Annotated in this window: 19 protein-coding genes; 2 read left to right on the top strand and 17 right to left on the bottom strand. The window is 44.3% G+C overall.

Going from position 1 to position 24,032, the window contains the following annotated elements; translation table 11 throughout:
* Positions 1-63: 63 nt before the first annotated feature.
* The 10 genes from H580_RS0110490 to H580_RS0110440 form a co-directional block, all read right to left on the bottom strand.
* Positions 64-330, bottom strand: a complete 267-nt coding sequence (locus tag H580_RS0110490; RefSeq protein ID WP_028594747.1) for a YqkE family protein — start codon at positions 328-330, stop codon at positions 64-66.
* 120 nt (positions 331-450) lie between these two features.
* The gene (locus H580_RS0110485) at positions 451-2,415 is read right to left on the bottom strand and encodes a methyl-accepting chemotaxis protein (RefSeq protein WP_028594746.1); all 1,965 of its coding nucleotides are present in this window, start codon (positions 2,413-2,415) and stop codon (positions 451-453) included.
* Positions 2,416-2,590: 175 nt separating this feature from the next.
* Complete coding sequence (locus H580_RS0110480) at positions 2,591-4,555, bottom strand: methyl-accepting chemotaxis protein (protein ID WP_036605056.1); 1,965 nt, start codon at positions 4,553-4,555, stop codon at positions 2,591-2,593.
* A 312-nt stretch (positions 4,556-4,867) separates the two neighbouring features.
* Positions 4,868-6,835 (bottom strand): methyl-accepting chemotaxis protein, encoded by a 1,968-nt coding sequence (locus H580_RS0110475; RefSeq protein WP_028594744.1) that lies wholly within the window; start codon positions 6,833-6,835, stop codon positions 4,868-4,870.
* A gap of 269 nt (positions 6,836-7,104) precedes the next feature.
* Complete coding sequence (gene bcp / locus H580_RS0110470) at positions 7,105-7,584, bottom strand: thioredoxin-dependent thiol peroxidase (protein ID WP_028594743.1); 480 nt, start codon at positions 7,582-7,584, stop codon at positions 7,105-7,107.
* Between the two features lie 163 nt (positions 7,585-7,747).
* Positions 7,748-7,957: a hypothetical protein gene (locus H580_RS25470; protein ID WP_028594742.1), complete on the bottom strand. Its 210-nt coding sequence runs from the start codon at positions 7,955-7,957 to the stop codon at positions 7,748-7,750.
* A gap of 770 nt (positions 7,958-8,727) precedes the next feature.
* Positions 8,728-9,876: an amidase domain-containing protein gene (locus tag H580_RS0110455; protein WP_028594740.1), complete on the bottom strand. Its 1,149-nt coding sequence runs from the start codon at positions 9,874-9,876 to the stop codon at positions 8,728-8,730.
* Positions 9,877-10,339: 463 nt separating this feature from the next.
* A complete protein-coding gene (locus H580_RS0110450; protein ID WP_028594739.1) occupies positions 10,340-11,125 on the bottom strand; it encodes an ABC transporter permease in 786 nt (261 codons plus the stop codon).
* A gap of 3 nt (positions 11,126-11,128) precedes the next feature.
* Complete coding sequence (locus H580_RS0110445) at positions 11,129-11,926, bottom strand: ABC transporter permease (RefSeq protein ID WP_028594738.1); 798 nt, start codon at positions 11,924-11,926, stop codon at positions 11,129-11,131.
* Position 11,927: 1 nt separating this feature from the next.
* Positions 11,928-12,953, bottom strand: coding sequence for an ABC transporter ATP-binding protein (locus H580_RS0110440; RefSeq protein WP_028594737.1), 1,026 nt, complete (start codon positions 12,951-12,953; stop codon positions 11,928-11,930).
* A 208-nt stretch (positions 12,954-13,161) separates the two neighbouring features.
* Here H580_RS0110440 and H580_RS0110435 point away from each other — a divergent pair, with 208 nt between their 5' ends.
* Both H580_RS0110435 and H580_RS0110430 read left to right on the top strand, forming a co-directional pair.
* Positions 13,162-14,175, top strand: coding sequence for an LCP family protein (locus tag H580_RS0110435; protein ID WP_051217387.1), 1,014 nt, complete (start codon positions 13,162-13,164; stop codon positions 14,173-14,175).
* A gap of 102 nt (positions 14,176-14,277) precedes the next feature.
* On the top strand, positions 14,278-15,597 hold the full coding sequence (locus tag H580_RS0110430; RefSeq protein WP_028594735.1) for a glutamate-1-semialdehyde 2,1-aminomutase: 1,320 nt from the start codon (positions 14,278-14,280) through the stop codon (positions 15,595-15,597).
* Positions 15,598-16,116: 519 nt separating this feature from the next.
* Here H580_RS0110430 and H580_RS0110425 read toward each other — a convergent pair.
* From H580_RS0110425 to H580_RS25465, 7 genes are all read right to left on the bottom strand, one after another.
* A complete protein-coding gene (locus H580_RS0110425) occupies positions 16,117-17,562 on the bottom strand; it encodes a PTS transporter subunit EIIC (RefSeq protein WP_028594734.1) in 1,446 nt (481 codons plus the stop codon).
* Positions 17,563-17,783: 221 nt separating this feature from the next.
* A complete protein-coding gene (gene glcT / locus H580_RS0110420) occupies positions 17,784-18,641 on the bottom strand; it encodes a glucose PTS transporter transcription antiterminator GlcT (RefSeq protein ID WP_028594733.1) in 858 nt (285 codons plus the stop codon).
* 227 nt (positions 18,642-18,868) lie between these two features.
* Positions 18,869-20,608, bottom strand: coding sequence for a phosphoenolpyruvate--protein phosphotransferase (ptsP, locus tag H580_RS0110415; protein ID WP_028594732.1), 1,740 nt, complete (start codon positions 20,606-20,608; stop codon positions 18,869-18,871).
* A gap of 56 nt (positions 20,609-20,664) precedes the next feature.
* Positions 20,665-20,925 carry an HPr family phosphocarrier protein gene (locus H580_RS0110410; protein WP_028594731.1) on the bottom strand — a complete coding sequence of 87 codons (261 nt, stop codon included), beginning with the start codon at positions 20,923-20,925 and terminating at the stop codon, positions 20,665-20,667.
* A gap of 115 nt (positions 20,926-21,040) precedes the next feature.
* A complete protein-coding gene (locus H580_RS0110405) occupies positions 21,041-21,526 on the bottom strand; it encodes a PTS sugar transporter subunit IIA (RefSeq protein ID WP_028594730.1) in 486 nt (161 codons plus the stop codon).
* A gap of 442 nt (positions 21,527-21,968) precedes the next feature.
* Complete coding sequence (locus tag H580_RS0110400) at positions 21,969-22,973, bottom strand: methyltransferase (RefSeq protein ID WP_028594729.1); 1,005 nt, start codon at positions 22,971-22,973, stop codon at positions 21,969-21,971.
* Positions 22,954-24,024, bottom strand: a complete 1,071-nt coding sequence (locus H580_RS25465; protein WP_028594728.1) for an alpha/beta hydrolase — start codon at positions 24,022-24,024, stop codon at positions 22,954-22,956. Before H580_RS25465 ends, H580_RS0110400 begins: the two co-directional genes overlap by 20 nt.
* Between the last annotated feature and the right edge of the window lie 8 nt (positions 24,025-24,032).

Raw genomic sequence — 24,032 nt, 5'->3', positions numbered from 1 at the left:
TCATCAGGGCTTGCAGCCACCGATAACGCTATCCATTGTTTACGTTAATGAAGCGTAAATGAATTAAGATTTATATTTACGCCAATCCATCTTGTCGTTGTTTAATAAATACTCAAAATCATTATCAAGACGTTTCTGTTCCGCCTTGCGTGCTTCTTCTTCCTTCTTGCGCTCTGCTTCTTTGCGTTCAGCTTCAGCTGTCTTCAAGCCTTCGCTTTGCGCCTTCAGTTTGCTTAGCACATCCGCACTCAATAAGTCTTTCAACGTAGCTGGCTTATCCGCGGATAGGTTGGGAGAAGGCGTTGATTGCTGTTTTCTTTTCTTAGCCATCCTATTCACCTCAGTTTCTCCTTCTATTATAACAAGGATAATACAGCAGGTGAACTGAGCAACGGAAAGCAATCAGCTTTCCGTTAGGCTCTACGCCTCTACCATCCTATACGATGATTGTTACAGCTTGAACTTCGCAATCGTTTCTTCTAAACGCTCAGCCATGCGCGACAATTCTTCCGCTGAATTGCTAATTTCCTGCATGGAAGCCAACTGCTCTTCCGTTGTAGCAGATACCGTTTGTGTACCATCTGCCATCTTCAACGTGACAGACTTCACTTCTTGCATGTAGCCGGACATTTCTTCTGTACCTACAGACATCTGTTGAGCCGAAGCAGATACTTCTTGGATTTGTGTCGCTACAATTTGCACAGCCTGCTCAATACGTTCAAACGCAGCTCCTGCTTCGTGCATGACTTCAATACCAAGAGATACCTCAGATACGCTTTGCTCTGAATTGCGAACCGACTTCTGCATTTCAGACTGAATATGCTTAATCGTCTCTGCAATTTCCTTCGCCATCGTCGAAGATTGCTCAGCCAGCTTACGTACCTCACTTGCAACCACTGCAAAGCCTCTGCCATGCTCACCAGCACGAGCCGCTTCGATGGAAGCATTAAGGGCCAACAAATTCGTTTGTTCTGCGATCCCTGTAATGGCTTTAACGATATCATTGATCTTATGCGTTTGCCCGCTGAGATCTTTCATTGATTGACCCATGCCGCTCACACTGCTATTAATGGACTCCATCTGCTGGATCGCACGCTGAATCGAACGATTCCCCTCTTCTACCATATCTGACGATTCAAGTGCTGCATGACTAACCGTCTGTGAGCCGCTAGCAATTTGTTTGGCCCCAACGGTAATCTCTTGAACAATTCCCTCTGCTTCATTCATATTCGATACTTGCGTTTCTGAGCCTACTGCCAGTTGGTTCATGCTCTCCGCTGTATATTGAGATGCCTGAGCCGATTGCTCAGAAGCAGCCGCAAGTTCTTGCGAAGAGGAAGACAAGTGCATCGAAGTATCTGATACTTCATGAATGACACTGCGCAGCGAATTAGTCATCGTATCAAAGCTGTAACTCAGCTTACCGAATTCATCGTTTGAGCGAGAGTCAATTTTTACAGTCAAGTCGCCCTTGCTCACTCGATTGGCAGCTCTCATTAATCGTTGCAAAGGGTTGAAAATAGAACGAATAATAACAAAGATAACGCCAGCACCAATAAGGACTGCTATAGCTATAATAATAACTGTCGTTCGGAAAATAGGCTGTGATGCCTCTCCATACTCTTCAGTAAGCATCATTCCAGCAATTTTCCAGCCTGTCTCTTCATTCGTCGTATACGCCATATCTTTTGATTCACCGTTCAGCATATAATGATGACGTCCAGAAATTTGACCGTACACTTCGTCCATCCATACTTCCTTAGCCTCGCTTCCTAGTGGCAGGGTTGGATGCACAACATATTTACCAGTCTGATCGAGAATGATGATATATCCGTTCGTTCCAACTTTTACTTGACTCGTCATCGCCATCAGTTTCTTCAGATCCAAATCTACGGCAACTACGCCATTACCGTTATCGATAGCACGGGAAATCGTAACGACTTCTTTGCCTGTTAAAGCATCACGGTACGGAGGTGTAGTAACGACATCACCCTTCTTCTCCATCGCGAGTGTATACCAATCACGCTTCCTTGGATCAAAGCTTACGTCCGTCTTAAACTTCGGCGCTTGAATCATAGCACCGTCCTTCGTGCCAATAAACGTAGAAGCTAATTCAGGATGAGTGAACTGGAATCGATTTAACAGATCAAAGATTTCAGAATGATCTTGACCCTTCTCTATTGAATCCAGTACAGATCCAGCTAAAAATTCAACATTGCTCTTGCTGTCGGAAACCATACCGCTTATTTTATCATCCAACAGCATGACACTAGCTTCAGTTGCGGAGTATATTTCTTCTTGTACGATACCTTTAGCCGTATCGTATGAAAACATGCCAATCGACAAACTCGGCACTAACAATATCAATACAAACGCTAAAATCAGACGCGCCCGCACGGATAATTTCCACTTCATATTGTTCCCACCTTGTAACAAAATGTTTATACTATGTCTTTTACTTATCGGTATTTTAGGCTTGAAAATGCATGCATAAATATTAACAGGGAAAAGAGCCCATTGAAGATTCACTGGACTCTTTCCTGTAACGAATGATTCTATTTAAATAGACTGCTTATTTAAATGAACTAGACTATACCTTAAACTTTGTAATTAGCGACTCCAGACGTTCTGCCATACTGGACAATTCTTCTGCTGAGTTGCTAATTTCCTGCATGGAAGCCAGTTGCTCTTCTGTCGTCGCAGATACCGTTTGAGTACTGTCAGCCATTTGTACAGTGACAGCCTTAATAGACTGCATATTACCCGCCATTACTTCTGTGCTCGCAGACATCTGCTGAGCAGCCGCAGACACTTCTTGAATCTGTGTCGCCACGATCTGAGCTGCTTGCTCAATTTGTCCGAATGCCATGCCCGCTTCATGAATAACATCAATACCTCGTGCAACCTCTACTGCACTCTGCTCAGAACTAGATGCCGACTTCTCCATCTCAGCTTGAATATGCTGAATCGTCTCTGCAATCTGTTGTGCCATCAGAGAAGACTGCTCTGCGAGCTTGCGCACTTCACTTGCTACAACGGCAAATCCTTTGCCGTGTTCACCAGCACGTGCCGCTTCAATGGAAGCATTCAACGCCAACAGATTCGTCTGTCCTGCAATCGCTGTAATCGCCTTGACGATATCGTCAATGCTCCGTGCTTGCTCTCTTAAGCCACGCATCGACTGGCCCAGCTCACCTACACTGCTATTGATCGACTCCATTTGCTTAATCGCTCGCTGGATGGAATGATTGCCGCTGCCAACCACTTCTGACGATTGCATCGCTGCTTCGCTAACTGTGCTAGAACTACTAGCAATTTGCCTAGCCCCAACTGTAATTTCCTGTACAATCATCTCCGCAGCATCCATACTCGCTACCTGGCTGTCTGACCCTTCAGCCAACTGTCCCATGCTGTCAGCTGTATACTGAGCCGCCTGCGCAGATTGCTCAGAAGCAGCCGCAAGCTCCTGTGAGGAAGAAGCCAAATGCATCGATGTATCGGACACCTCATGAAGTACGGTACGAAGTGACTCGGTCATCGCATCAAAGCTGTTACTTAACTTACCGAACTCATCATTCGATTGCGAATGAATTCGCACAGTCAAATCCCCCGCACTAATCAACTGCGCAGAGTTCATAAGACGCTGCAATGGACTTGTAATGGAACGAACAATTAAGAAAACAACTAGTGAACCTACTAGCAACGAGATAGCAATAACAATTAGAGCGCTCTTAAAAATAGGAGCCGAAGTCTGCTCAAACTCCTTCGTGTACATCGTTCCGATGATTTTCCAACCAGTCGTCTTGTTCGTTGTAAATACTAATGCTTTAGGTTCTCCCTCAAATGTATAGCTGATCGTACCCGATTCCTTGTTGTACAGCTCATCTATCCAATCCGCCTTAGATTCAGCGCCTAATTTTTCAGTTGGATGCGCTACATACTTGCGCGTTTCATCCATGATGATTGTATAACCTTGCTTACCAATCTTAATACTCTTCGTCATCTCCAAGATGCCTTTTAAATTCAAATTCATCGACACAACACCCGAGCCATCGTCAATCGTCCGTGATATGGAGACTACTTCTGCCCCTGTTGAAGCCGTATAGTAAGGCGCAGATACGATAACCTCTCCTTTTTTCTCCATCGCGTGCTTATACCAATCCCGCTGTCTCGGATCATAGTCTGCAGCCATTTTAAACTTAGGAGATTGAATCATTGCACCATCTTTCGTTCCTACATATGTACTGACAAGCTCAGGATTTTGTGCCTGATAATGAGTAACTAGCTTTCTAGTAGGAGATCCCTCTTCTCCCTTATCACCAGTTGCCTGAACAATTCCTGCCAAAAATTGAACATCGCTCTTAGCGTCAAGAACCATAGTTGTGACCTTGTCATTCAGCAGCATAACATTCTCTTTAGCTGCATCAACAATCTCTTCCTGTACGATAAACTTAGCCGCATCATATGAAAATAGACCAATTGACAAGCTTGGAACGATCAAAATAAGTGCAAATGCCAAAATAAGTCGTGTACGTACTGACCCTTTGATTTTCATGTTGTCCCCCACTTGAAGAAGTTTGTAACCATCTAACAACCTAGTAGTTTCCCCTTAGTAAATCTCTTTGACACCTATTTCGATTTGCTCATGCACTCACCTCGCGCCGCTTCCCCTCTTAAAATAGTAGCTATACGATAATTTGTTTCACAAATATTATAAATGACATATCAATTTAATGACATATTTTACGATAATTTTGTTGAAAAATGGATCATTATAACTAAAAAAGCTGCCTTGTCATTACCTGACAATGGACAGCTTTCTTAGAACTTTATTCCTGATATAGCGCAATTACATTGAACTGTATCCTTACAATTTGAACTTCGAAACGACAACAGTTAACCGTTCCGCCATGCGGGATAGCTCTTCAGCTGACGAACTAATTTGCTGCATGGAAGCCAACTGTTCCTCCGCTGTTGCCGATACGTCTTTCGTATGATCCGCGGCTTGTTCCGTCACAGCCTTCATTTCGTTAATGTAGCCACTCATCTCATCCGTACCAGCGGCCATTTGTTCAGAAGATGCAGATACTTCTTGAATTTGTGTAGCTACAACTTGAACCGCACTCTCCATACGTTCGAATGCAGATCCCGCTTCATGGATTACTTTAATACCAAGCTTAACCTCAGCAGCACTGTTCTCTGTATCTTGTGCAGACTTCAGCATTTCTGCTTGAATATGTTGAATCGTTTCTGCTATTTGCTGGGCCATCAAGGAAGACTGCTCCGCTAATTTACGAACTTCGCTTGCTACTACTGCAAATCCTCTGCCGTGCTCACCAGCGCGAGCTGCTTCAATCGACGCATTTAGCGCCAGCAGGTTAGTCTGGCCGGCAATACCGGTTATAGCTGTTACAATATCATCAATACTGCGCGCTTGCTCGCTTAATCCGCTCATCGATTGACCTAGCTGAGTTACACTGCTATTAATCGATTCCATTTGCTCAACCGCTTGCTTAATAAAGCGACTTCCTTCCACAACTACATCGGAAGAAAGCGTCGCCGCTTCTGCGACAGATTGTGAGCTGTTTGCAATTTGACGCGCGCCTACAGTCAACTCGCCAACAATCGTATCTGCTTGATTCATCTGGCTTACTTGCTGTTCTGATCCTGCAGCTAGCTCCGTCATACTCTCCGCCGTATATTGCGAAGCTTGCGCAGACTGCTCAGAAGCAGCTGCTAACTCTTGAGACGAAGAAGACAAATGCAGCGAAGCGTCTGTTACTTCATTCAATACGGAACGCAATGAATCCGTCATCGTATCGAAGCTACGACTCAACTCACCGAGCTCATCCTTGGATGAAGAATTTAAACGCATCTGCAAATTGCCGCCACTTACAGCATGAGCAACGCCTCTTAGACGATTAAGTGGGATCAGAATAGAACGTATAATATATACGACAACAACAGTGCCAAGTGCTACAGCTATAGCAATAACAATCATCGTTGTATTCAAAATAGGCTGTGATGCGTTACCATATTCCTCTGTGTACATCGTTCCTGCTACTTTCCATCCTGTCGCTTCATTTGTAAGGAAGCCCATCTCTTTGGAATCTCCCTCAAATTCATATGTGAACATTCCTTGCTTATCTGTAAACATAGGGTCAACCCAAGACTCTTTACTTACATCCGATCCTATCTTCCTCGTTGGGTGTATCATAATTTTCTTATCTTTACTTAGCATAATAATATAGCCTTCATGGCCAATTTTCACATCTTGTGCAATATTCATTAAATGTTGTAGCTTTAAATTCATCGCAACTGCCCCAGAACCGTCTTCCAAGGAGCGTGCAATGGTTACGACCATTTGTTTAGTAGCATCGCTCATACGAGGATTCGTAATTACAACTTTTCCTTTAGCTTTCATAGCCTCTTTATACCAAAGGCTGTCTCGTGGGTCATAGTTGTCAGACAACTTCATTTTCGGAGACTGAATCATAACTCCGTCCGTCGTTCCAACGAATGTACTCGCCAAATTTGGGTGAAGCTCTTGGAAATCATTCAACAATTCACGAACTGGAGAATTATCTGCTCCATCATCTCCTTTAGCGTTAATAATTTTAGATAAGTATTTGATGTTTGCATCACTTTCATCAATCGCTGTATCAATCTGTTCATTGAGCAGCTTAATATTTTGAGCAATGGATAGCTCCATTTCATGCTTTACGATCGAACTCGCACTATTATAAGAAATTACTCCAATCAAAATGCTTGGAGCAAGCAAAATAAATGCGAATGAGACAATCAATCGCACTTTTACGGATGAAAACTTATTCATGTTGGCCCCCTAAATGTCTTTTCTTTCTGTATCTACTGATTAATTATCGGAAAATGAATGTAAATGCAGTAGAGTTTCATCATTATTTTCACAAACCTTTTTATTCCAGTAAATTCTTGTATGTAGGAATCGTCGTCTTTTCACAAGTGATCGAAGAATGCAAAAAAGCCGAGTTCAGGATTATCAATGCCCCTGACTCGACCCTTTTCACCTATTTGTTTATTGGATCTACTGCTTGTTCAAAAGTCTAACTTCTTCTCGAACAGCCTCTACACCTGCGCTGCCTGTACCGCTTCTAACACATCCTGCGTATGTCCATTTACTTTTACATTGCGCCATTCACGCACAAGTCTGCCTTCTTCATCTACTAAGAAAGTAGAACGAACGATACCATAATACTCGCGACCGTACATTTTCTTCAACTGCCAGACGCCAAACTGTTCGGCTACCGTCTGTTCCGTATCCGACAACAGCAAGAACGGCAATTCATGCTTCGCAACAAACTTGTTGTGAGATTTCAGATCGTCAGGGCTAATGCCAAGCACAACCGTATTGTATTTCGCAAAGTCACCATGATAATCACGGAAATCACAAGATTCCTGCGTGCAGCCAGGCGTCATATCTTTCGGGTAAAAATAAATAACGACCTTCTTGCCGCGATAGTCTTGCAAACTTACTTGCTCCCCGTTCGACGCGAGAAGTGTAAAGTCTATTTGCTGCCCTAGTTGAGCTTGTTCTGTCATCGTCATACACCTCTTATCTCTTTACCATCCTATACCCTTAGCTTATCATGCCGAATCAATAGCGACAAATAATTGACCGGGATAAACGACTTATTACTACCTGAATCCTGAAATGCGTTTTTTGCACGAGCACTGTTTTAATGAGCATTGACCGATGTAAAATCAATACTTAGCCATAACACTCTTCCCGCAAATCACGCCAAACGGCACCACTAAGAGCGATCCGAAGAATGGCCTTGAACATGGAACGTTCACTTAATTTTGATGTCCCTCCTGTTCCCTTCATCCAGCCAATACGCTTATGCTTCTTATAGACAAGACGAGAAAAGGACTTATGATTGGCATTTAATCCCTGTGTTCGTAAGTCCATTGGTTGCATGGCTAATGCTCTTTGAAATCATAATTTCTATGAAAAAGTTTACTTGCAGTCTTATGTGTAGGATGTAAAAAGTAGAATAGTCAATAAGCAGGATAGAAAAGAATAAAGTCTCCCTTTACTTTAGTGAGATAGCTCCTATGTTTTCCTTTTTGAACGTAGCTAAACATGGAGCCGAGTTGTTCTGTAAAGTGCCAGCCTTTGTTTTTCATATATTTATGAAATGATTCGTACCCATTCTGCTCGGGGGTTATGTTTTTTTGATTGGTGATAAAAATCTCTGCTAACAACGTAAGACGATATACAGAGTACTCATTGTAGTATGCTCTTGAAAATGCAATGACGGTATATATAATGTTTATAAAAATGAATAATGCTATAATCGCTAATAATATTATCATCTTTTTTTTCATAGTTTTACTTCCTTTATTTCGCATATTTAACGGACATATTATCAAACTAAGCGCAAAAGTTCATTTATGAGTGATTCGAAAGGCTCTCTCCCAGCCAGTAAATTAGAACATTAGTGGCACTCTCAAGCTTTTTAAGATATGTGTGAAAAAATTAAAGTCCGATGAAAAGAGTATACAATATCCACAGTACAATATTTAGAATACTGGTATCGTGGTGATTGGATATTGTATCATTTCAAATCATCGGACCACTTAAAGATCGAGCACTTATTCAATCGAGTTAGTCGTAGTAAGTTAATAGTGGCTGGAACTCAATAATACATTGCAAGTTTTGGAGGATTTCGAGTTCAAAGGCTATAACTATAAGCCGTTTTTGATGTAAAAGAAATCGAACTTTTTATCAGTTGATCTAGCAGCTAGGCTTTTCAAACTAGTATTGTTTGTGGACGAAGAGTGTGCCGCTAAATAAACATCAGAGGAGTCATAAGTATATACTACCATGGTATGATACGCTTCATACCACCAAAGTTTTTTCTGGAGAAGTTGTACTACATCTCCTGTCCATAGCTTTTGGTGAAAATGTCCTATATTATCAATAACCCCTTGGCCAGTAAATCCTAAGTCAACTGAGGCTGAATATCCTCCACTGTAACGGTTGTTAAACTGTTTCGCACTGATCCAAGGACTAGGGTCGGCAGTACCCCAAGAATGATTAAACTGTGTTACGTTAGATGGTGAGGGATAAGTGGGAGGAGATTGTTTAGAGTTGATATACCATCCTCCAGTCGTGTCCATTGCTAAACCGCCTGCATGTAAAACTTGAGAGACAAAATTTGCACAATCTCCACCCATATTGTTTAAGTTTGGATATTTAGGAGTATTGTAAGTATTCCAGTAGTTAGTTATATATTGTTTAGCGACAGTACGGTCGTATTGAGAATTAGATGCGGCTTGAGGAGTGATTACATTTTGTTTATTAGATATGTGTCGTTCCAAAGAAGGTTCTCCAGCATAGGGAGCAAATTTATTTACATAGTATTGGAGTAGTTCTACTTGTTTAGAAGATCCTTTATTGTTATCGATGGTTTCGATTATTTTTTTCATTACAGTTATTTTATCTTCTTTAGTTATTGATGTAGCTAATGTTACAAAGTTAGTTTCGGGATATAGCGAAGTTAAAATCTCACCAACAGTTCTCTCTTTATCACGTTCGAGCTTCTGATTTTCTTCGTACTTTTGATTTAACTGTGAAATATAAGAATCGATATCGGAAGTTTCAGAAGTTTGAAAAGCTTGAGTACGATTATATTTTAGATTAATTTCTTCTATTAAGCCATTCTTAATGTCTGTGGGGGAGTTGATTTTTGAGTATTCTTCCAACAGTAGTTGGTATGTGGATTTACTATGGCTATTTTCTGGTGAAGGAGAAATACTCGATGATGAATTAGCTACAGATGAAAATAGTGTGAAGAATAACAATAAAGATAGAAGTTGTGCTATTTTTTTCATATCAAACTATCCCCTAACAATTTAAATTTTGAAATGCAACTACATACTTAAGACGTGAAAGAGTTGAATTGTTGAAATGGTTGGGGCATCTAGAAATTAACATGAATCAGTTTTTTATAGTAGCAATACACACCCCTCCTTTTCTACCAATTTTATCAAGTTAGTTATGTATATGTCAATTATTTTCTTAGGTGAATCATCTAACTTATAGTTGGCATCAGAGACACAATTACATGTTCCTTATTGTATTTCAGTTTCTTACATTAATCATAAAACCCTTTAGTTTTCAGACACGCCCTAGTAAGCGTAGTCGACATGCACAAAAAAAAAACGGGTCAGACAGTATTTCTGCTGTCTGACCCGTTGTGTGATGAAATTTATTATACCCGAGTGAAATTATATATGGCTACTGTGAACCTTGAGCATAAGTTATCCTATTGATTCAACATCAAGCTAAACCGTTCTAAGACCCCGCTCCACGATATCGCTTCACGCCAACATTCCACATCGTAAGACCAATCGTAAATGCAATAATACCGACGGCAGGTGTTAACAACGCCATTTGCTCCATTCCCTTGTCCTCCAAGAAGCGAGATGCCGGCACAATGCCAACAAACGCAAACGGAAGAATCCACGTAAGCAGCACTTGGATAAAACGATTGTAAATCGTCAACGGATATCGACCATAGTTCTGAATATTCCATACGAGCGGCAAAATGCCTGTCGGCGCATCCGAATAGAACGAAATGGACGTTAAACCCGTGTAGATACCGAAATAAATAAGTACAGAGCCGAGGATCATAATCAACAGCAGCAGCATATCTAGTATGCCGAAATCAATTCCCATCTGCGAACCTGCCGTAATCATCAATATAGCTCCGACGAAGGAGCCGATAATGGATGGAGGATCGACATTTTCCAAAAGAATCTGAAACAGATTGTGTGCAGGACGCGTCAATATGCGGTCCATTTCACCCTTAACAATATAACGCTCGCTAAATCCCCACATGTTGAAGAAACAGCTGAAAATACCGTACGGTATCATAAAGTATCCGTAGACGAACACCATCTCATCCCGGGTCCAACCTGCTAAGGTCGGCGTGTGCATAAACACAACGAAAATAAAAATTAAGTTCGTAACTTGAAACATCAAATCCGAAATAACTTCTATCCAAAAGTCTGCCCGATAGGTGAGACGGGTTTTGGCATAGTTTTTTAAGTACTCTGAGACAAGCCCCAAGTAATACATTCGTTACCCTCCTTGCACGAACAAGCGCTGACGCGCTGCACGCCACAGCAGCATAATAGGCACGATCAGCACAGCGAACCAAATCAACTGAATCGCCAATACGCCGAGCAAATCACCATCCGGTATACGCCCTGTAAATACGGAGCTTGGAAGATACGTGATCGCTTGGAACGGTAGCCATTCATTTAACGTAATAAGCCAGCCTGGGAAGAACGAGATCGGCACGATTACGCCGGAGAACAAGTCAACGATAACCCGCTTCAATCGCATCATCCCTTGGTTATTTTCAATAAAGAAGGCTGTAAGTCCCGTAATAATGTTGATCTGGGAGTTAATAAGAAAACTCATAAATAGCATCCATGCAAATATAAGCCATAGCTTCGGATCCGTCGGCAGCTGCACTGGGAACAGAATGCACGCCAAGATCATCCCCGGTCCCATAAACAGCAGCAAGCGGAAAATACCTTCCCCGAACCCCTGCATCATCTTCACTAGAATATAGTTGTACGGACGAATAAACTGAATCGCAACGCTGCCATCTCGTATTTCCCGTGATATTTCTTGATCGAGATTGTTGAAATAAAAGGCCCGTGCCATCCACGATACTGCAATATACGTCGTCATTTGTTCAACTGTAAAACCCGCCAACGTCTGCTGGGAGCCATATATCGCTTGCCATGTAAAATAGTACACCCCAATATTGAGCGTATATATTAATATGCCTGAATAGTAGTTCACGCGGTACGCAAGCATCATGAGGAACCGCATGCGAATGAGGTCCAAGTAAGCGCTGTTTCTCATATTACGATACTCCTTGCTTGGATGGCTGATCCGCATTGCCTGTACGATAAATCTCACGTACGATATCGTCCGTGTTCGTCTCTTCGATACTCAAGTCAGAAATCGAAACCCCACTCGCCACCCGCGCGATCACGTCAGAAACGTTCGCATCCTGCGGCACGATTACACTGGCTTCATATTCAGACTGCACTTCCAGTACAACCGGAAGACCCGCTGTCAGGATGCTAAGCTTCTCTTTGGATACTTGTTCTGCGAATTGGAATTTCACTTCCCGACCTTTGCCCCATGTCATTTTTAAATGATCGAGGCTTCCATCGTAAATAATGTTTCCGTCATCCAGCATCACAACGCGCGAACATAACGCTTCGATATCTTGCAAGTCATGTGTCGTCAAAAGAATCGTCGTACCATGCTCCTTATTAAGTTGAAGAAGGAATTCACGTATTTCTGACTTCACAACGATGTCGAGACCGATTGTAGGTTCATCTAAAAATAGAATCGACGGTTGATGAAGCAAAGATGCAACCAGCTCACAGCGCATCCGCTGCCCTAAGCTTAATTTTCGTACAGGACGATTGAGCAAATCCTGCAGTTGAAGACGTTCAACTAACTCATCCAAACGGCTTTTGAAATCTTGCTCACCTACTCGATATACTTTGCGCAGCAAGCGGAATGACTCAATAACACCGATATCCCACCATAGCTGACTTCGCTGTCCAAATACGACTCCGATATGTTGGACGAACTTCTCGCGCTCTGCATAGGGCACATAGCCACCTACCTTCAGATGGCCCGAAGTAGGCACGAGAATACCTGTTAGCATTTTAATCGTCGTTGACTTGCCAGCACCATTTTCACCGATGTACCCACAGATCTCACCTTGAGGAATGGTGAAAGAAATATCCTTTACTGCCATAACTTCGTTATATTCACGCTTGAACAGATCCAGCATGGCACCCTTCAAGCCTTCTCGATTGCGCTGCACTTTGAATGTCTTGCGCAGTTTATCTACTTCAATTGCATTCATTCGTTGAAACAACCACCTTTCTGCTTAGCCTTTAACAGTGTAACGCAACTGGGCTTGTCAGGGAAGACATGACGGTTCAGCTGTGAGTACATTCATTGATAAGCCCTTAGATTCGACCTATAATGATAACAAGCAACAGACACAACTTCATATCGGAAATCACCATGAACAGACTCTCTTTCTCCGATCGCAGAAAGGACGAAATGACATGACATGGTTGAGACAAAAGTGGAAATGGGTCCTGCTCGGTGTACTCATTGTCATCCTTGCAACTGTCGGCCTGTACACATGGTCGCTCTATCGCAGCTTGGATGGTCTAAATAAACCGCCTGACAGCAGCTTGCTGCCTAAACCTAAAGATTCTGCTCAGCCTGTCTATTCGCCTCCTACATGGGAAGGCACGGAACGAGTAAACATCCTGCTGCTTGGCGCTGATTCTCGTGGATTGGAAACGGGCGATGTCCCTCGATCAGATACAATGCTTATTGCCTCCATTGACCCTATCACCAAACAAGCGACACTAATGTCCTTGCTGCGGGATATGTACATTTCGATTCCCGGACACGGTGACAATCGAGCTAACGCCGCGCTTGCATTAGGTGGGCCAGAATTGGCTATGAAAGCGATAGGTGATTATACAGGTCTACATATCCAATACTATATTTATACCGATTTTCAAGGCTTCATCTCGCTTATCGATGAGCTCGGTGGTATTGAATTCAACGTAGAGAAAGATATGAAATATCGAAGCAGAGCAGATGGGCCCGAGTATGATATCAATCTCAAAAAGGGAGTACAAACCCTTGATGGCAAGAGAGCGCTGCAATATGTCCGCTTCCGGAATGATGCGATGTCCGACTTCTCTCGTACGCAGCGACAGCGTGAACTCATGGTCGCCGTAGCAAATAAGATGCAGTCCGTATGGTCGATTATGAAGCTGCCTCAACTTATCGAAAGCATTTCACCTTACATGGACACGAACTTAGAAGTTAGCGATATGCTGAAGCTGGGGTCATTAGCACTTGATACAAAGGTAGGAGCCACACATCAAGTTCCTGGGCAAGAAATGATATACGACAAAAAGATTGGTTCAAGCTCTGTCATCGCTCTGCGTCAAGGTTATGACGTACCTACCTATGTGCACCACATTCTCAAAGGTTCGACTACGTCCGAATCAGAATCGAATACAAAAGCGAGAGCAGAAACAAGCGAAACCCGTTAGCATTAAAGTGGATCCACATGAAATTCCATATGAGTTCAAGTTGTCAGAGAGAACGACATTTTACAAATGAACACCACTATGACAAACAAGGAGATGATATACATGACTCACCAAAATAGAAATCGTTCGTCTGAGCTATATGAAGAAGCATTACAGCATATCGTAGGCGGTGTAAACAGCCCTTCTCGCTCATTCAAAGCCGTAGGCGGAGGAGCGCCTGTATTTATGAAGCGCGCTCAAGGCGCTTATTTCTGGGATGTAGACGGCAATCAATATGTGGATTATCTTGCCGCATACGGCCCTATTATAACCGGACATGCCCATCCGCATGTAACGGAAGCGATTACGCGTGCAGCACAAAATGGTACGCTGTACGGCGCACCTACTGAGCTGGAAATTCAGCTTGCTCGCATGCTGAAAGAAGCAATTCCTTCGATGGATAAAGTGCGCTTCGTCAACTCAGGTACCGAAGCCGTTATGACAACGATTCGTGTTGCCCGTGCTTATACGAAACGCAATAAAATCATTAAGTTCGCTGGCTGTTACCACGGTCACTCTGACCTCGTGCTCGTTGCAGCAGGCTCTGGTCCATCCACGCTCGGCATCCCTGACAGCGCGGGAATTCCAGCAAGCATCGCCCAAGAAGTCATTACCGTTCCATTCAATGATTTGGACAGCCTGAAGCTTGCTCTCGAGCGTTGGGGCGACGATATCGCTGCTGTTATGGTTGAACCAATCGTAGGCAACTTCGGAATGGTTATGCCAGCAGAAGGCTTCCTTGAAGGGCTATGCGAGATGACACGTGCCAATGGCTCGCTCGTTATCTATGATGAAGTGATTAGCGCGTTCCGCTTCCACTACGGCTCAACGCAAACGTTCCGTGCCTTCCCGAATCAGGCTGCTATCGAGCCTGACTTGACGGCACTGGGCAAAGTCATCGGCGGCGGATTGCCAATCGGCGCCTATGGCGGACGCAAGCATATTATGGAGCAAGTCGCTCCACTAGGCCCTGCTTATCAAGCGGGAACGATGGCAGGTAACCCAGCCTCCATTTCGGCAGGTATCGCTTGCTTGGAAGTGTTGCAAGGCGAAGGCGTGTATCCTCGCATGGAGGAGCTGGCGATTCGCTTGACGGCTGGCATCGAGGAAGGTGCAAAGCGTTTTGGGGTTCCGTTAACGATTAATCGCATTAGCGGTGCATTCTCCACTCATTTCTGCGATCATCCGGTGACAAATTATGAAGAAGCGCAGGACACGGATACAGAAGCGTTCGCATCGTTCTTCCGTCATATGCTCGATCAAGGTTTCTACCTTGCTCCATCGAAGTATGAAGCGTGGTTCCTAACGACAGAGCATACAGAAACGGACATTGATCGTACGATCGAAGCTGCGCATGAGAGCTTCCGTAGAATGACGAAATAGCGATATAACATTCACAACCTGAACACCCCGTAGATGCACACTTTGATTAAAGGTTCATCTACGGGGTGTTGTCGATCATTATCGTTCAGACATGAAGGATTAATAATTTGCATCAGCGCACACCTGTTGATTAATCGTCTTATAGACCGTCGGGTATCGGATGTGAGTTTTACATTCAACCCTTAATTTTTAGTGTACAGCTTACAGCCTTCATCCTGCAATACACCGAGAGGCAACCTGAGATCTTTCTCTAATGGGCGTCATAGAGGCTATTTTCGTGAAATGGCACATTATAAAAATGTAACGGTTGTAGGTGAGCTTATTTGGGCTTTTGTGATGATTAAAACTGCTATAAGTAATAAATAAGCTCTCTGGCGCCCTTTACATTTCAAAACTAGCCAATTTAAGCTGAATAACCTCTGTGGCAACCGTTAGCACATTAGAACTTACGAAATTAAAAATAGCGGTGCAGGAGTCTTCTCCTACACCGCTATTTTATATTCCTATTTAAAGCCTAGCTTACAGCTTATTAATCTCTTCCTTAAGAAGCTCAGATTGTGTACCGAATACGATCTGTACGTTACCAGAGCCAAGCTTCATGATGCCAGCTGCACCTAGAGCTTTCAAGCCAGCCTCATCTACGACTTGGTCGTCTTTCAACGTCAAGCGAAGTCGAGTAATACATGCTTCGTTGGACACGATGTTGTCTTTACCACCGATCATGCTAAGCACCTTCTGTGCCTTCTCAGACAACGGAGAGCTTGCATTTGTAGAACCAGCAGAGTTGCCAACAGCTTCATCGTCTTCACGCCCAGGTGTCTTCAAGTTCATCTTCACAATGAGGAAGCGGAACAAGAGGTAGTACACCGCGAAGTACGCAAGACCAATTGGGATAATGAGCAACGGTTTCGTCGCCAATCCGAAGTTCAAACCGTAGTCAATAAATCCTGCCGAGAAGCCGAATCCATGCTTAATTCCCAACATGTAGGTTATCGCACCAGACAAACCAGCCAAGAGCGCATGAATCACATATAGGAATGGAGCTACGAACATAAATGCGAACTCAAGCGGTTCTGTAATACCTGTAAGGAAAGAAGCGAATGCCGTACCGATAAAGATAGAAGAAACCATTTTGCGTTTCTCAGGCTTCGCTGTGTGAATAATCGCCAAAGCCGCACCAGGAAGTGCGAACATCATAATCGGGAAGAACCCTGTCATGAACATACCTGCAGACGGGTCACCATGGAAGAAGCGTTGAATGTCTCCACGGAATACTTCGCCGCCAACTTCCCATGTTCCAAGCTGGAACCAAGGAATGTTATTCCATACGTGATGCAAGCCTGTTGGGATAAGCAAGCGGTTAATCGTAATAAACATACCAGAACCCACTGCACCCAAACCTGTAATCCAAGTACCAACCGCATCGATTTGCGCTTGCACTGGACCCCAAATCATACCCAATGGAATACCGAGAAGCAAGATTGCTGCTGCTGTTACCATCGGAACAAAACGTTTACCACCAAAGAATCCTAACCAATCCGGCAGCTTAATGTTATGATATTTCTTATATAACCCAGCTGCTACTAGACCTGACAAAATACCACCGAGTACGCCCATATCGAGCTTTACAGAATCATCTACGAACGACCAAATACCCGGAGAAATGGCTAACACTTTCATAAGTATCGCATGTGCGATAACTGCTGCCAATGCTGCTACTGCATCACCGGCCAAACCAATAGCTACACCGACCGCAAAGATAAGTGGTAGCTCCGCAAAGATTGTACCACCCGCAGCATCCATGAATGGTGCGATATAGCTGTTGAAAAATCCACCGACTGTTTCGCCAAACTTGAATTCGTTGACGTAGTCAATTGCACCTAACCTCATGAGAATTGCTGCCGCTGGAAGCGTTGCCACAGGAAGCATCAATGCACGACCTATTTTTTGCAAAAAGGCTAACATGAGAGGTATCCCCCTTTAAAAGATATATTAAGTATGGATAAAAGGCAGGCGCAATATTCTTTGCACCCCGGCCTGTCATCACCGCTAAGGATGATCAAGCAATCGAACAATTAAAAAAGGCATGAACTTGCGACGAGTCGCATCCTTGAATATCAAGGATGTGTCTCATGGCAAGCTCATGCCTAGTCGAACTAGTAACACGCTTATGGTATAAGGTTAAGTTAATCTAAATCTTTATTGAATAAACGATACAAATGCATCGCGATGTAAGCTGTCTCATCATCAGTTACTGACTTGTTGAGCTTCTTCTCCATTAGATCTGCTGCCTCTCTCGCAACCGAGTATTCATGAGGCACCATATCCTTCAGCTTATCGCGGAATGGATTCGGTGAATGCTCACCCTGCCTAATACGCTCAATCGCAAAACGAAGATGCGTAATTAAGCGTAAATAGTCAACACTTTCCTTCGGAATCGGCCCACCTCGTCTGTGCTCGATAAGCGCCACCAAGTCTTTCAGCAGGTGATTGTACTGTACAACATTACCTACTGGAACATGTGCAGCAGCAGATTGAATATGGATCGTTAAGAAACCGATCTCATCTTCAGGCACCTCTACACCGAAGCTGTTGGCAATCATCCCAGCAGCTCGTGCGGCAATTTCGAATTCCTTCGGATTCAGCGTCTGCAATTCCCACAAGAACGGATTCTCAATCGCTATATCATGACGAATACGATATAAAGCGTACTCAATATGGCTCGGCAGAGCCAAGTGAATGTGCTCATTGAGATTCGGCGTTAGTTCCTCCGATACCATGGAAATAATGCGTTCTGAAACGGTGATGACATCAGGATCAATCTGATTCAGTAACATTTGATATTGGGATAAATGCTGCTGGCTTTCAAGCGTAAACGTCTTCTCAATCCGACCATCTGAAGCGGGTATAGATCCATTAGGCTTAGCCCCGAATCCTATTCCTTTGCCCATGAGAATAGTCTCTTTGTTCGTCAACACATCGTTCGCCAACACGACATTGTTGCTTAATGCGCGTATGATTTCAAATCGACGCTCGTCGGACAACGGTATACTCCTCTCTCATCGGATTGAAAACGTTTTCGCCATCACAGCGGTCAATCTAATGATTATATTAGAAGAATCCTTGATAATTGTCAATGAAGATATGCGATATTATCGCGTTTATCCAACTATTACACTAAATTAGAGAACAACATCATAATTATACTAAAAATGTAAAAAAATGCAGACTAGGAGTGCTTTCTAAACTTCCCTAGCCTGCATTGTTGTGTCTAGATCGTAAGTTCCTGAATCGCAGGTACACGGTCAACAATCAAATATTGAATTTCTTCTGCTGTTTCCAAGTTCAACGCTTCTTCAGCCAATTGCTTCATCTCTTCACGATTCAAGCGGCTCAACAATACACGAACGGAAAGTACAGAACTTGCACTCATACTGAACTCGTCTAAGCCAAGTCCAAGCAAAAGTGGAACAGCTTTCAAGTTACCAGCCATCTCGCCGCACATACCAGCCCATTTGCCTTCTTTGTGCGCAGCATCGATAACCATCTTGATCAAACGAATAACTGCTGGGTTGAATGGTTGTGTCAAGTGCGATACGTTCTCGTTCATGCGGTCAGCCGCCATCGTATACTGCACCAAGTCGTTTGTTCCGATCGAGAAGAAGTCTACTTCTTTTGCCAACTGATCAGCGATAATCGCTGCAGCTGGAACTTCGATCATCATTCCGACTTCCATTTCCTTATTGTATGCAATGCCCTCTGCATCCAATTCCGCTTTTGTTTCGGCCAACAACTCGTTAGCTGCACGAAGTTCTACAATGGAAGAAATCATCGGATACATCAACTTAACGTTACCATGAGCGCTTGCACGCAAAATAGCACGAAGCTGTGTCTTGAACAGATCTTTACGATCCAAGCAAAGACGAATAGCACGGTAGCCCAAGAACGGGTTCATTTCCTTTGGAAGCTCCAAATATGGAAGTTCTTTATCTCCACCAATATCGAGCGTACGAATGACAACCGGCTTCTCAGCGCCCAATGTCTCACACACAGCAACGTAAGAGTTGAACTGTTCTTCTTCAGATGGGAAGTTATCGCGACCCATGTAAAGGAATTCCGTACGATACAAACCTACACCTTCAGCCCCGTTGTTACGAGCGCCGAGTGCATCTTGAGGATTACCGATGTTAGAAACGAGTTCAACCTCATGTCCGTCAGCTGTAATCGATGGTTTGTCTTTGTACAGCTTCATCGCTTCTTGACGCTTCATGTACTTCGCTTGCTTCTCTTGGTATGTCTTGATTGTATCTTCATCAGGATTAACCAAAATAATTCCGCTTGAACCGTCCAAAATGACGATGTCTCCCGTTTTTACAACTTCAGAGCCATTTTGCGTACCAACGACAGCTGGGATTTCCATAGAACGTGCCATAATTGCAGAGTGCGATGTACGGCCTCCGATGTTCGTTGCAAATCCAGCTACTTTGCTGCGATCAAGCTGAGCTGTATCCGAAGGAGTCAAATCATGTGCGAACAGTACAACTGCTTCTTCGAAATCATTTAATGATGTGCCTGATTGGCCAGATAAAGCAGTCAATACACGCTTGCTCACGTCACGGAAGTCCGCTGCACGCTCACGCATGTACTCACTGTCCATACTGGAGAAGATATCAACAAGCATTTGCGTTACTTCTGACATTGCAAATTCTGCATTAATAGACTCGTCACGCACTTTTTGTACCGCTTGACCGATAAACTCTTCGTCCTGAAGAACGAGGATATGTGTTGCAAAAATTTCTGCCTCATGTTCACCAAGCTTAGCTGCTGTTTTTTCTTTGATCTGTTCCAGCTCTGCCATCGCTTGCTGTACCGCCGCCTGTAGGCGGGCTGCTTCTGCTTCTACTTCACCAGCAGGCAATTCACGACGTTCAATCTCAGTATGATGCTCTTCCATAATGAACGCCGGTCCGATTGCATAACCAGATGCTGCTGCGATTCCTTTAAGTAGCATGAAGGATTCTCCACTCCTTTACGATTGCCTAGACGTTGCTTCGATAACGTACAAAATTAGTCAAGTACAGATTCGATAACTGCGCCTACTGCTTCAACCGCTTGCTCTGCTTGATCGCCTTCTGCGCTTACTGTAACTGTATCTCCAGCTTTCATGCCAAGTGTCAATACGCCTGTGATGCTTTTTGCGCTAATTTTACGGCCGTTTAGCTCAAGAGAAATTTGAGTAGCTGCGAACTCGCTAGCTTTTTTCATAATTGCACCTGCTGGACGAGCGTGAATACCTTGTGGGTTTTTAACTGTAAATTGTTTTTCCATGATGAAATGGCTCCTTTGTTCGTTAAATTCGAAAATAATTATATTTGTAAGAAGTAACGTAAGCTTAACGAAAAATAAGGACTAGACCTTTTATTTCGGAAGAGCAGTTCGTTCTCTATTTCAATGTAATTTCAATAACCGGGCTGGAAGCTGCCGTTACATTGCCTTCAAGTGCTTTCAATTCAGCTACAACGTCACCATTAGCAATGATAACAGGTGTAATCGTTGGAAGACCTGCTTCTTTAATTTGAGCGATGTCAAACTCGATAAGCGTATCGCCTTTTTTCACTTTGTCGCCAGACTTCACGTGCGGTGTGAACGGCTTGCCTTGCAAGGATACTGTGTTAATGCCGATGTGAACAAGAAGTTCAACACCTTCGTCACTTGCCATAACCAAAGAATGGTGGGAGTCGATCAAATGAACGATAGTTCCGTCAAATGGAGCTACGAAAACGCCCTCAGTCGGCTCGATTGCGATACCATCACCGATAATTTTCTGTGAAAATGCTGCATCAGGAACTTGATCCAATGCTACTGCCTTACCTGTAATCGGAGCTGCGATTGAAACTTGCTTTTTTTTCTTACCAAAAAGACCAAACATGAGAATTCCTCCTTCAAGTTATCTAGCTGTCAGCGTATCGACTGTATGGATCCGTCAAAGACGGCTTTTTATTCATATCAAGCTGGAAAATATACCACTGAATGTCAAAAAAGGCATAAGCTAAAGCTGCAGTTCACCCTAATGAACAGCTGCTTAGCTCATGCCTAGTCGTACTAGTAACACGCTATTGCATTCCACTTAAAAACTATATAAGTCATTTTAACATTTTGAATCAGCGGATGCAAGCAAGCAGAGCACTGCAACATATTTTCCAAAGATATGCTGAAAATCGGCCGTTCACTAGCGATAGCCGCTCTTATAAGATGCACTGCAAACAAGCAATTCATACAGATTAGCAGCGTCTATTCTCATCGCATTGTGAAGTAATTACCTACCATGAAGATCATTGAAACAAGTAAGCTATTCATCCTTATATTTATGCTTACTTGCTCCAATTGGAGATCTGTTCGTTGCTGATGTATCCGAATCCTGCTCGGTAGGTTAAATAAACAGTGCCGTCTTCCCTGCTATAATGCTCGTTGTAATATTCCTTCATATATTGAATCCATGTTCGTGTTATAGGGGCAGGCTGCTGTTGAAGCGCATTGCTCGCTCCAATTCGACGAACATGTTGAAGCATGTCTTCAATGCTGGCATAGGTCAACGTCCATTCTTGCTCCATCCAAGCTGAAGAAGGGCATTCTCCCATCCATGATTGCCAGTCCGCTGCATCTACATAAGCTTGTCCGCGTGGGTACACTTCATCATTCAGTTGGCTGTCTGCATAGGCACATGCATCGTGCAATTGATGCAGCGTACCTGGCAAAAAGGTTGCGAATGCGAGCATGCCTCTTGGCCTTAGACGTTTACAAAGCGCTCGCAGCGTCGAGTGCGGCTGATTGAACCATTGAAACGCAGCACTTGATAAAATGATGTCGTAACTGTCTTGGCTCGATGTTTCAATACCATTTCTACTATCGCGTTTCTTGCTCTGTTCATTGTCAACAACAGCCCACTTTTCGGCGTCCGCTACAATAAGATTGAGTTGCTCGACGTCATATCCTGTTAGCATTAGCTTCCGTCGTGCTTCTTGCAGCATTCGTGGCGATAAGTCCAATAATGAGAGGCGGGCTGATGCTGGTACAACTGAAGTTGAGATCGCAGCTTGTGTCAGTGCTCCTGTACCGCAGCCGATGTCCAGCAGCTTTACTGGTTCATGATTGCATGCATGCTGTTCACTGTTCAAGCCTGCATGTAGTTGCATATGCCGCTGCACAGGGGGACATCCCAGTAATGTTTGAATCATTTTTATTTGAACGTCGGCATATCGGTCATATTCATGTGCACGGCGATCAAATCGCTGCCCTACGATTTCTTTGTTAATGTCAGGCGCTATCGTGCCTGTTGTTCCCTTTAAAAGGAGCTTGTTAGGACTGGAATTGTTCATGCCAGCGGCTCACCTCTTCCTCCCATTCGCGTGGATGCGTCAAGAATGGGATATGCCCTTGTCCGGTCAAGCGTCGATATACGACGGACCGTACGTCGGGACCCGCTAGGCGGCGCGCTTCTGCTTGCGCGCCTATAGACACTAGCGGGTCTTGCTCCCCGTGAAGCCACAGCACGGGGAGCTGCGCAGCGCATAGCTGCGCCCATGCATCCGTCAAGTTAGCGGATGCCAAATAGGCCAAGCCCGCGTCCAATCCCGCGGGCGTGAAGCCAGGCCGTTGGAAGCGCTCAATGAGCTTCGCTTCCAACGGCCTGTGCTGCTGCCGCTCCGCCGGAGCTAGCAAACGCTCCGCGAATTCGCGGAGCGTTTGCTCTGGCGCGGCGGCCAGCCGCTGCCGCATGCGCTGCAATACGCGCGGCGGCCACCCCTCCGTGCTGGTAGGTGCGACGAAACGCAGCGTCGAACCCACCAGCACAAGGCTCGCGAGCAGCCCTGCATTAGGCTGCCGAAGCTTCATTTCTTCTCCGCTCATGGCACTGCTGTTGCTTACCGCTTCCCGGAGCTTCACATTTCCCCTGCTTCGCATATCACTTCTCGCTTCCCGCAAATCCAAACTTTGTCCACACCGCGTATTACTTGCCACTTCAGACAGCCTTCCATCATCCACGCTGTGCGCAGCACTCCCCGCTTCGCGTTGCCTCATATCCGACCTGCTACGCACTTCTTGTCCTGCATCGTTGTTCCCTATGCTTCCCAAGCTACGCACAGTACGCCCAGTTCCACGTAACCACTTGGCAACTGCTTCAATCGCCAGCATGCCGCCCATAGACCAACCCACAAGATGGCAGCGCTGCGAACTCGCAGTTGCCGCAGCCAATCGCTCCATAATCACTGCAACCATCTCATCCGATGAATCGCATTCCATAAAGCTTACATAATGATGAGCAGCATCAGGAAGCGACTGTGCCGCGTGCTGCCACAGCTGTTCATTGGCCCCCCAGCCGTGAATCCATATGTAACTGTCATTAAAATTGCATAGATTGCCGCTCATTGACTCCA

This window comes from Paenibacillus assamensis DSM 18201, from assembly GCF_000422445.1.
Classification (GTDB): Bacteria; Bacillota; Bacilli; order Paenibacillales; family Paenibacillaceae; genus Paenibacillus_B; species Paenibacillus_B assamensis.
The sequence above is the reverse complement of the archived record's forward strand: the minus strand, read 5'-3'. Positions and strand labels throughout refer to the sequence as shown.

Bases quoted from the DNA above. Each gene is read 5' to 3' on its own strand.
- H580_RS25470 (WP_028594742.1), bottom strand. From the start codon at position 7,957: ATGCAACCAATGGACTTACGAACACAGGGATTAAATGCCAATCATAAG.
- H580_RS0110445 (WP_028594738.1), bottom strand. From the start codon at position 11,926: ATGAGAAACAGCGCTTACTTGGACCTCATTCGCATGCGGTTCCTCATG.
- H580_RS0110440 (WP_028594737.1), bottom strand. From the start codon at position 12,953: ATGAATGCAATTGAAGTAGATAAACTGCGCAAGACATTCAAAGTGCAG.
- H580_RS0110425 (WP_028594734.1), bottom strand. From the start codon at position 17,562: ATGTTAGCCTTTTTGCAAAAAATAGGTCGTGCATTGATGCTTCCTGTG.
- H580_RS0110405 (WP_028594730.1), bottom strand. From the start codon at position 21,526: ATGTTTGGTCTTTTTGGTAAGAAAAAAAAGCAAGTTTCAATCGCAGCT.
- H580_RS25465 (WP_028594728.1), bottom strand. From the start codon at position 24,024: ATGAGCGGCAATCTATGCAATTTTAATGACAGTTACATATGGATTCAC.
- bcp (WP_028594743.1), bottom strand. From the start codon at position 7,584: ATGACGATGACAGAACAAGCTCAACTAGGGCAGCAAATAGACTTTACA.
- H580_RS0110400 (WP_028594729.1), bottom strand. From the start codon at position 22,973: ATGAACAATTCCAGTCCTAACAAGCTCCTTTTAAAGGGAACAACAGGC.
- H580_RS0110410 (WP_028594731.1), bottom strand. From the start codon at position 20,925: ATGGAAAAACAATTTACAGTTAAAAACCCACAAGGTATTCACGCTCGT.
- ptsP (WP_028594732.1), bottom strand. From the start codon at position 20,608: ATGCTACTTAAAGGAATCGCAGCAGCATCTGGTTATGCAATCGGACCG.
- H580_RS0110435 (WP_051217387.1), top strand. From the start codon at position 13,162: ATGACATGGTTGAGACAAAAGTGGAAATGGGTCCTGCTCGGTGTACTC.
- H580_RS0110450 (WP_028594739.1), bottom strand. From the start codon at position 11,125: ATGTATTACTTGGGGCTTGTCTCAGAGTACTTAAAAAACTATGCCAAA.
- H580_RS0110430 (WP_028594735.1), top strand. From the start codon at position 14,278: ATGACTCACCAAAATAGAAATCGTTCGTCTGAGCTATATGAAGAAGCA.
- H580_RS0110475 (WP_028594744.1), bottom strand. From the start codon at position 6,835: ATGAATAAGTTTTCATCCGTAAAAGTGCGATTGATTGTCTCATTCGCA.
- H580_RS0110490 (WP_028594747.1), bottom strand. From the start codon at position 330: ATGGCTAAGAAAAGAAAACAGCAATCAACGCCTTCTCCCAACCTATCC.
- H580_RS0110480 (WP_036605056.1), bottom strand. From the start codon at position 4,555: ATGAAAATCAAAGGGTCAGTACGTACACGACTTATTTTGGCATTTGCA.
- H580_RS0110455 (WP_028594740.1), bottom strand. From the start codon at position 9,876: ATGAAAAAAATAGCACAACTTCTATCTTTATTGTTATTCTTCACACTA.
- H580_RS0110485 (WP_028594746.1), bottom strand. From the start codon at position 2,415: ATGAAGTGGAAATTATCCGTGCGGGCGCGTCTGATTTTAGCGTTTGTA.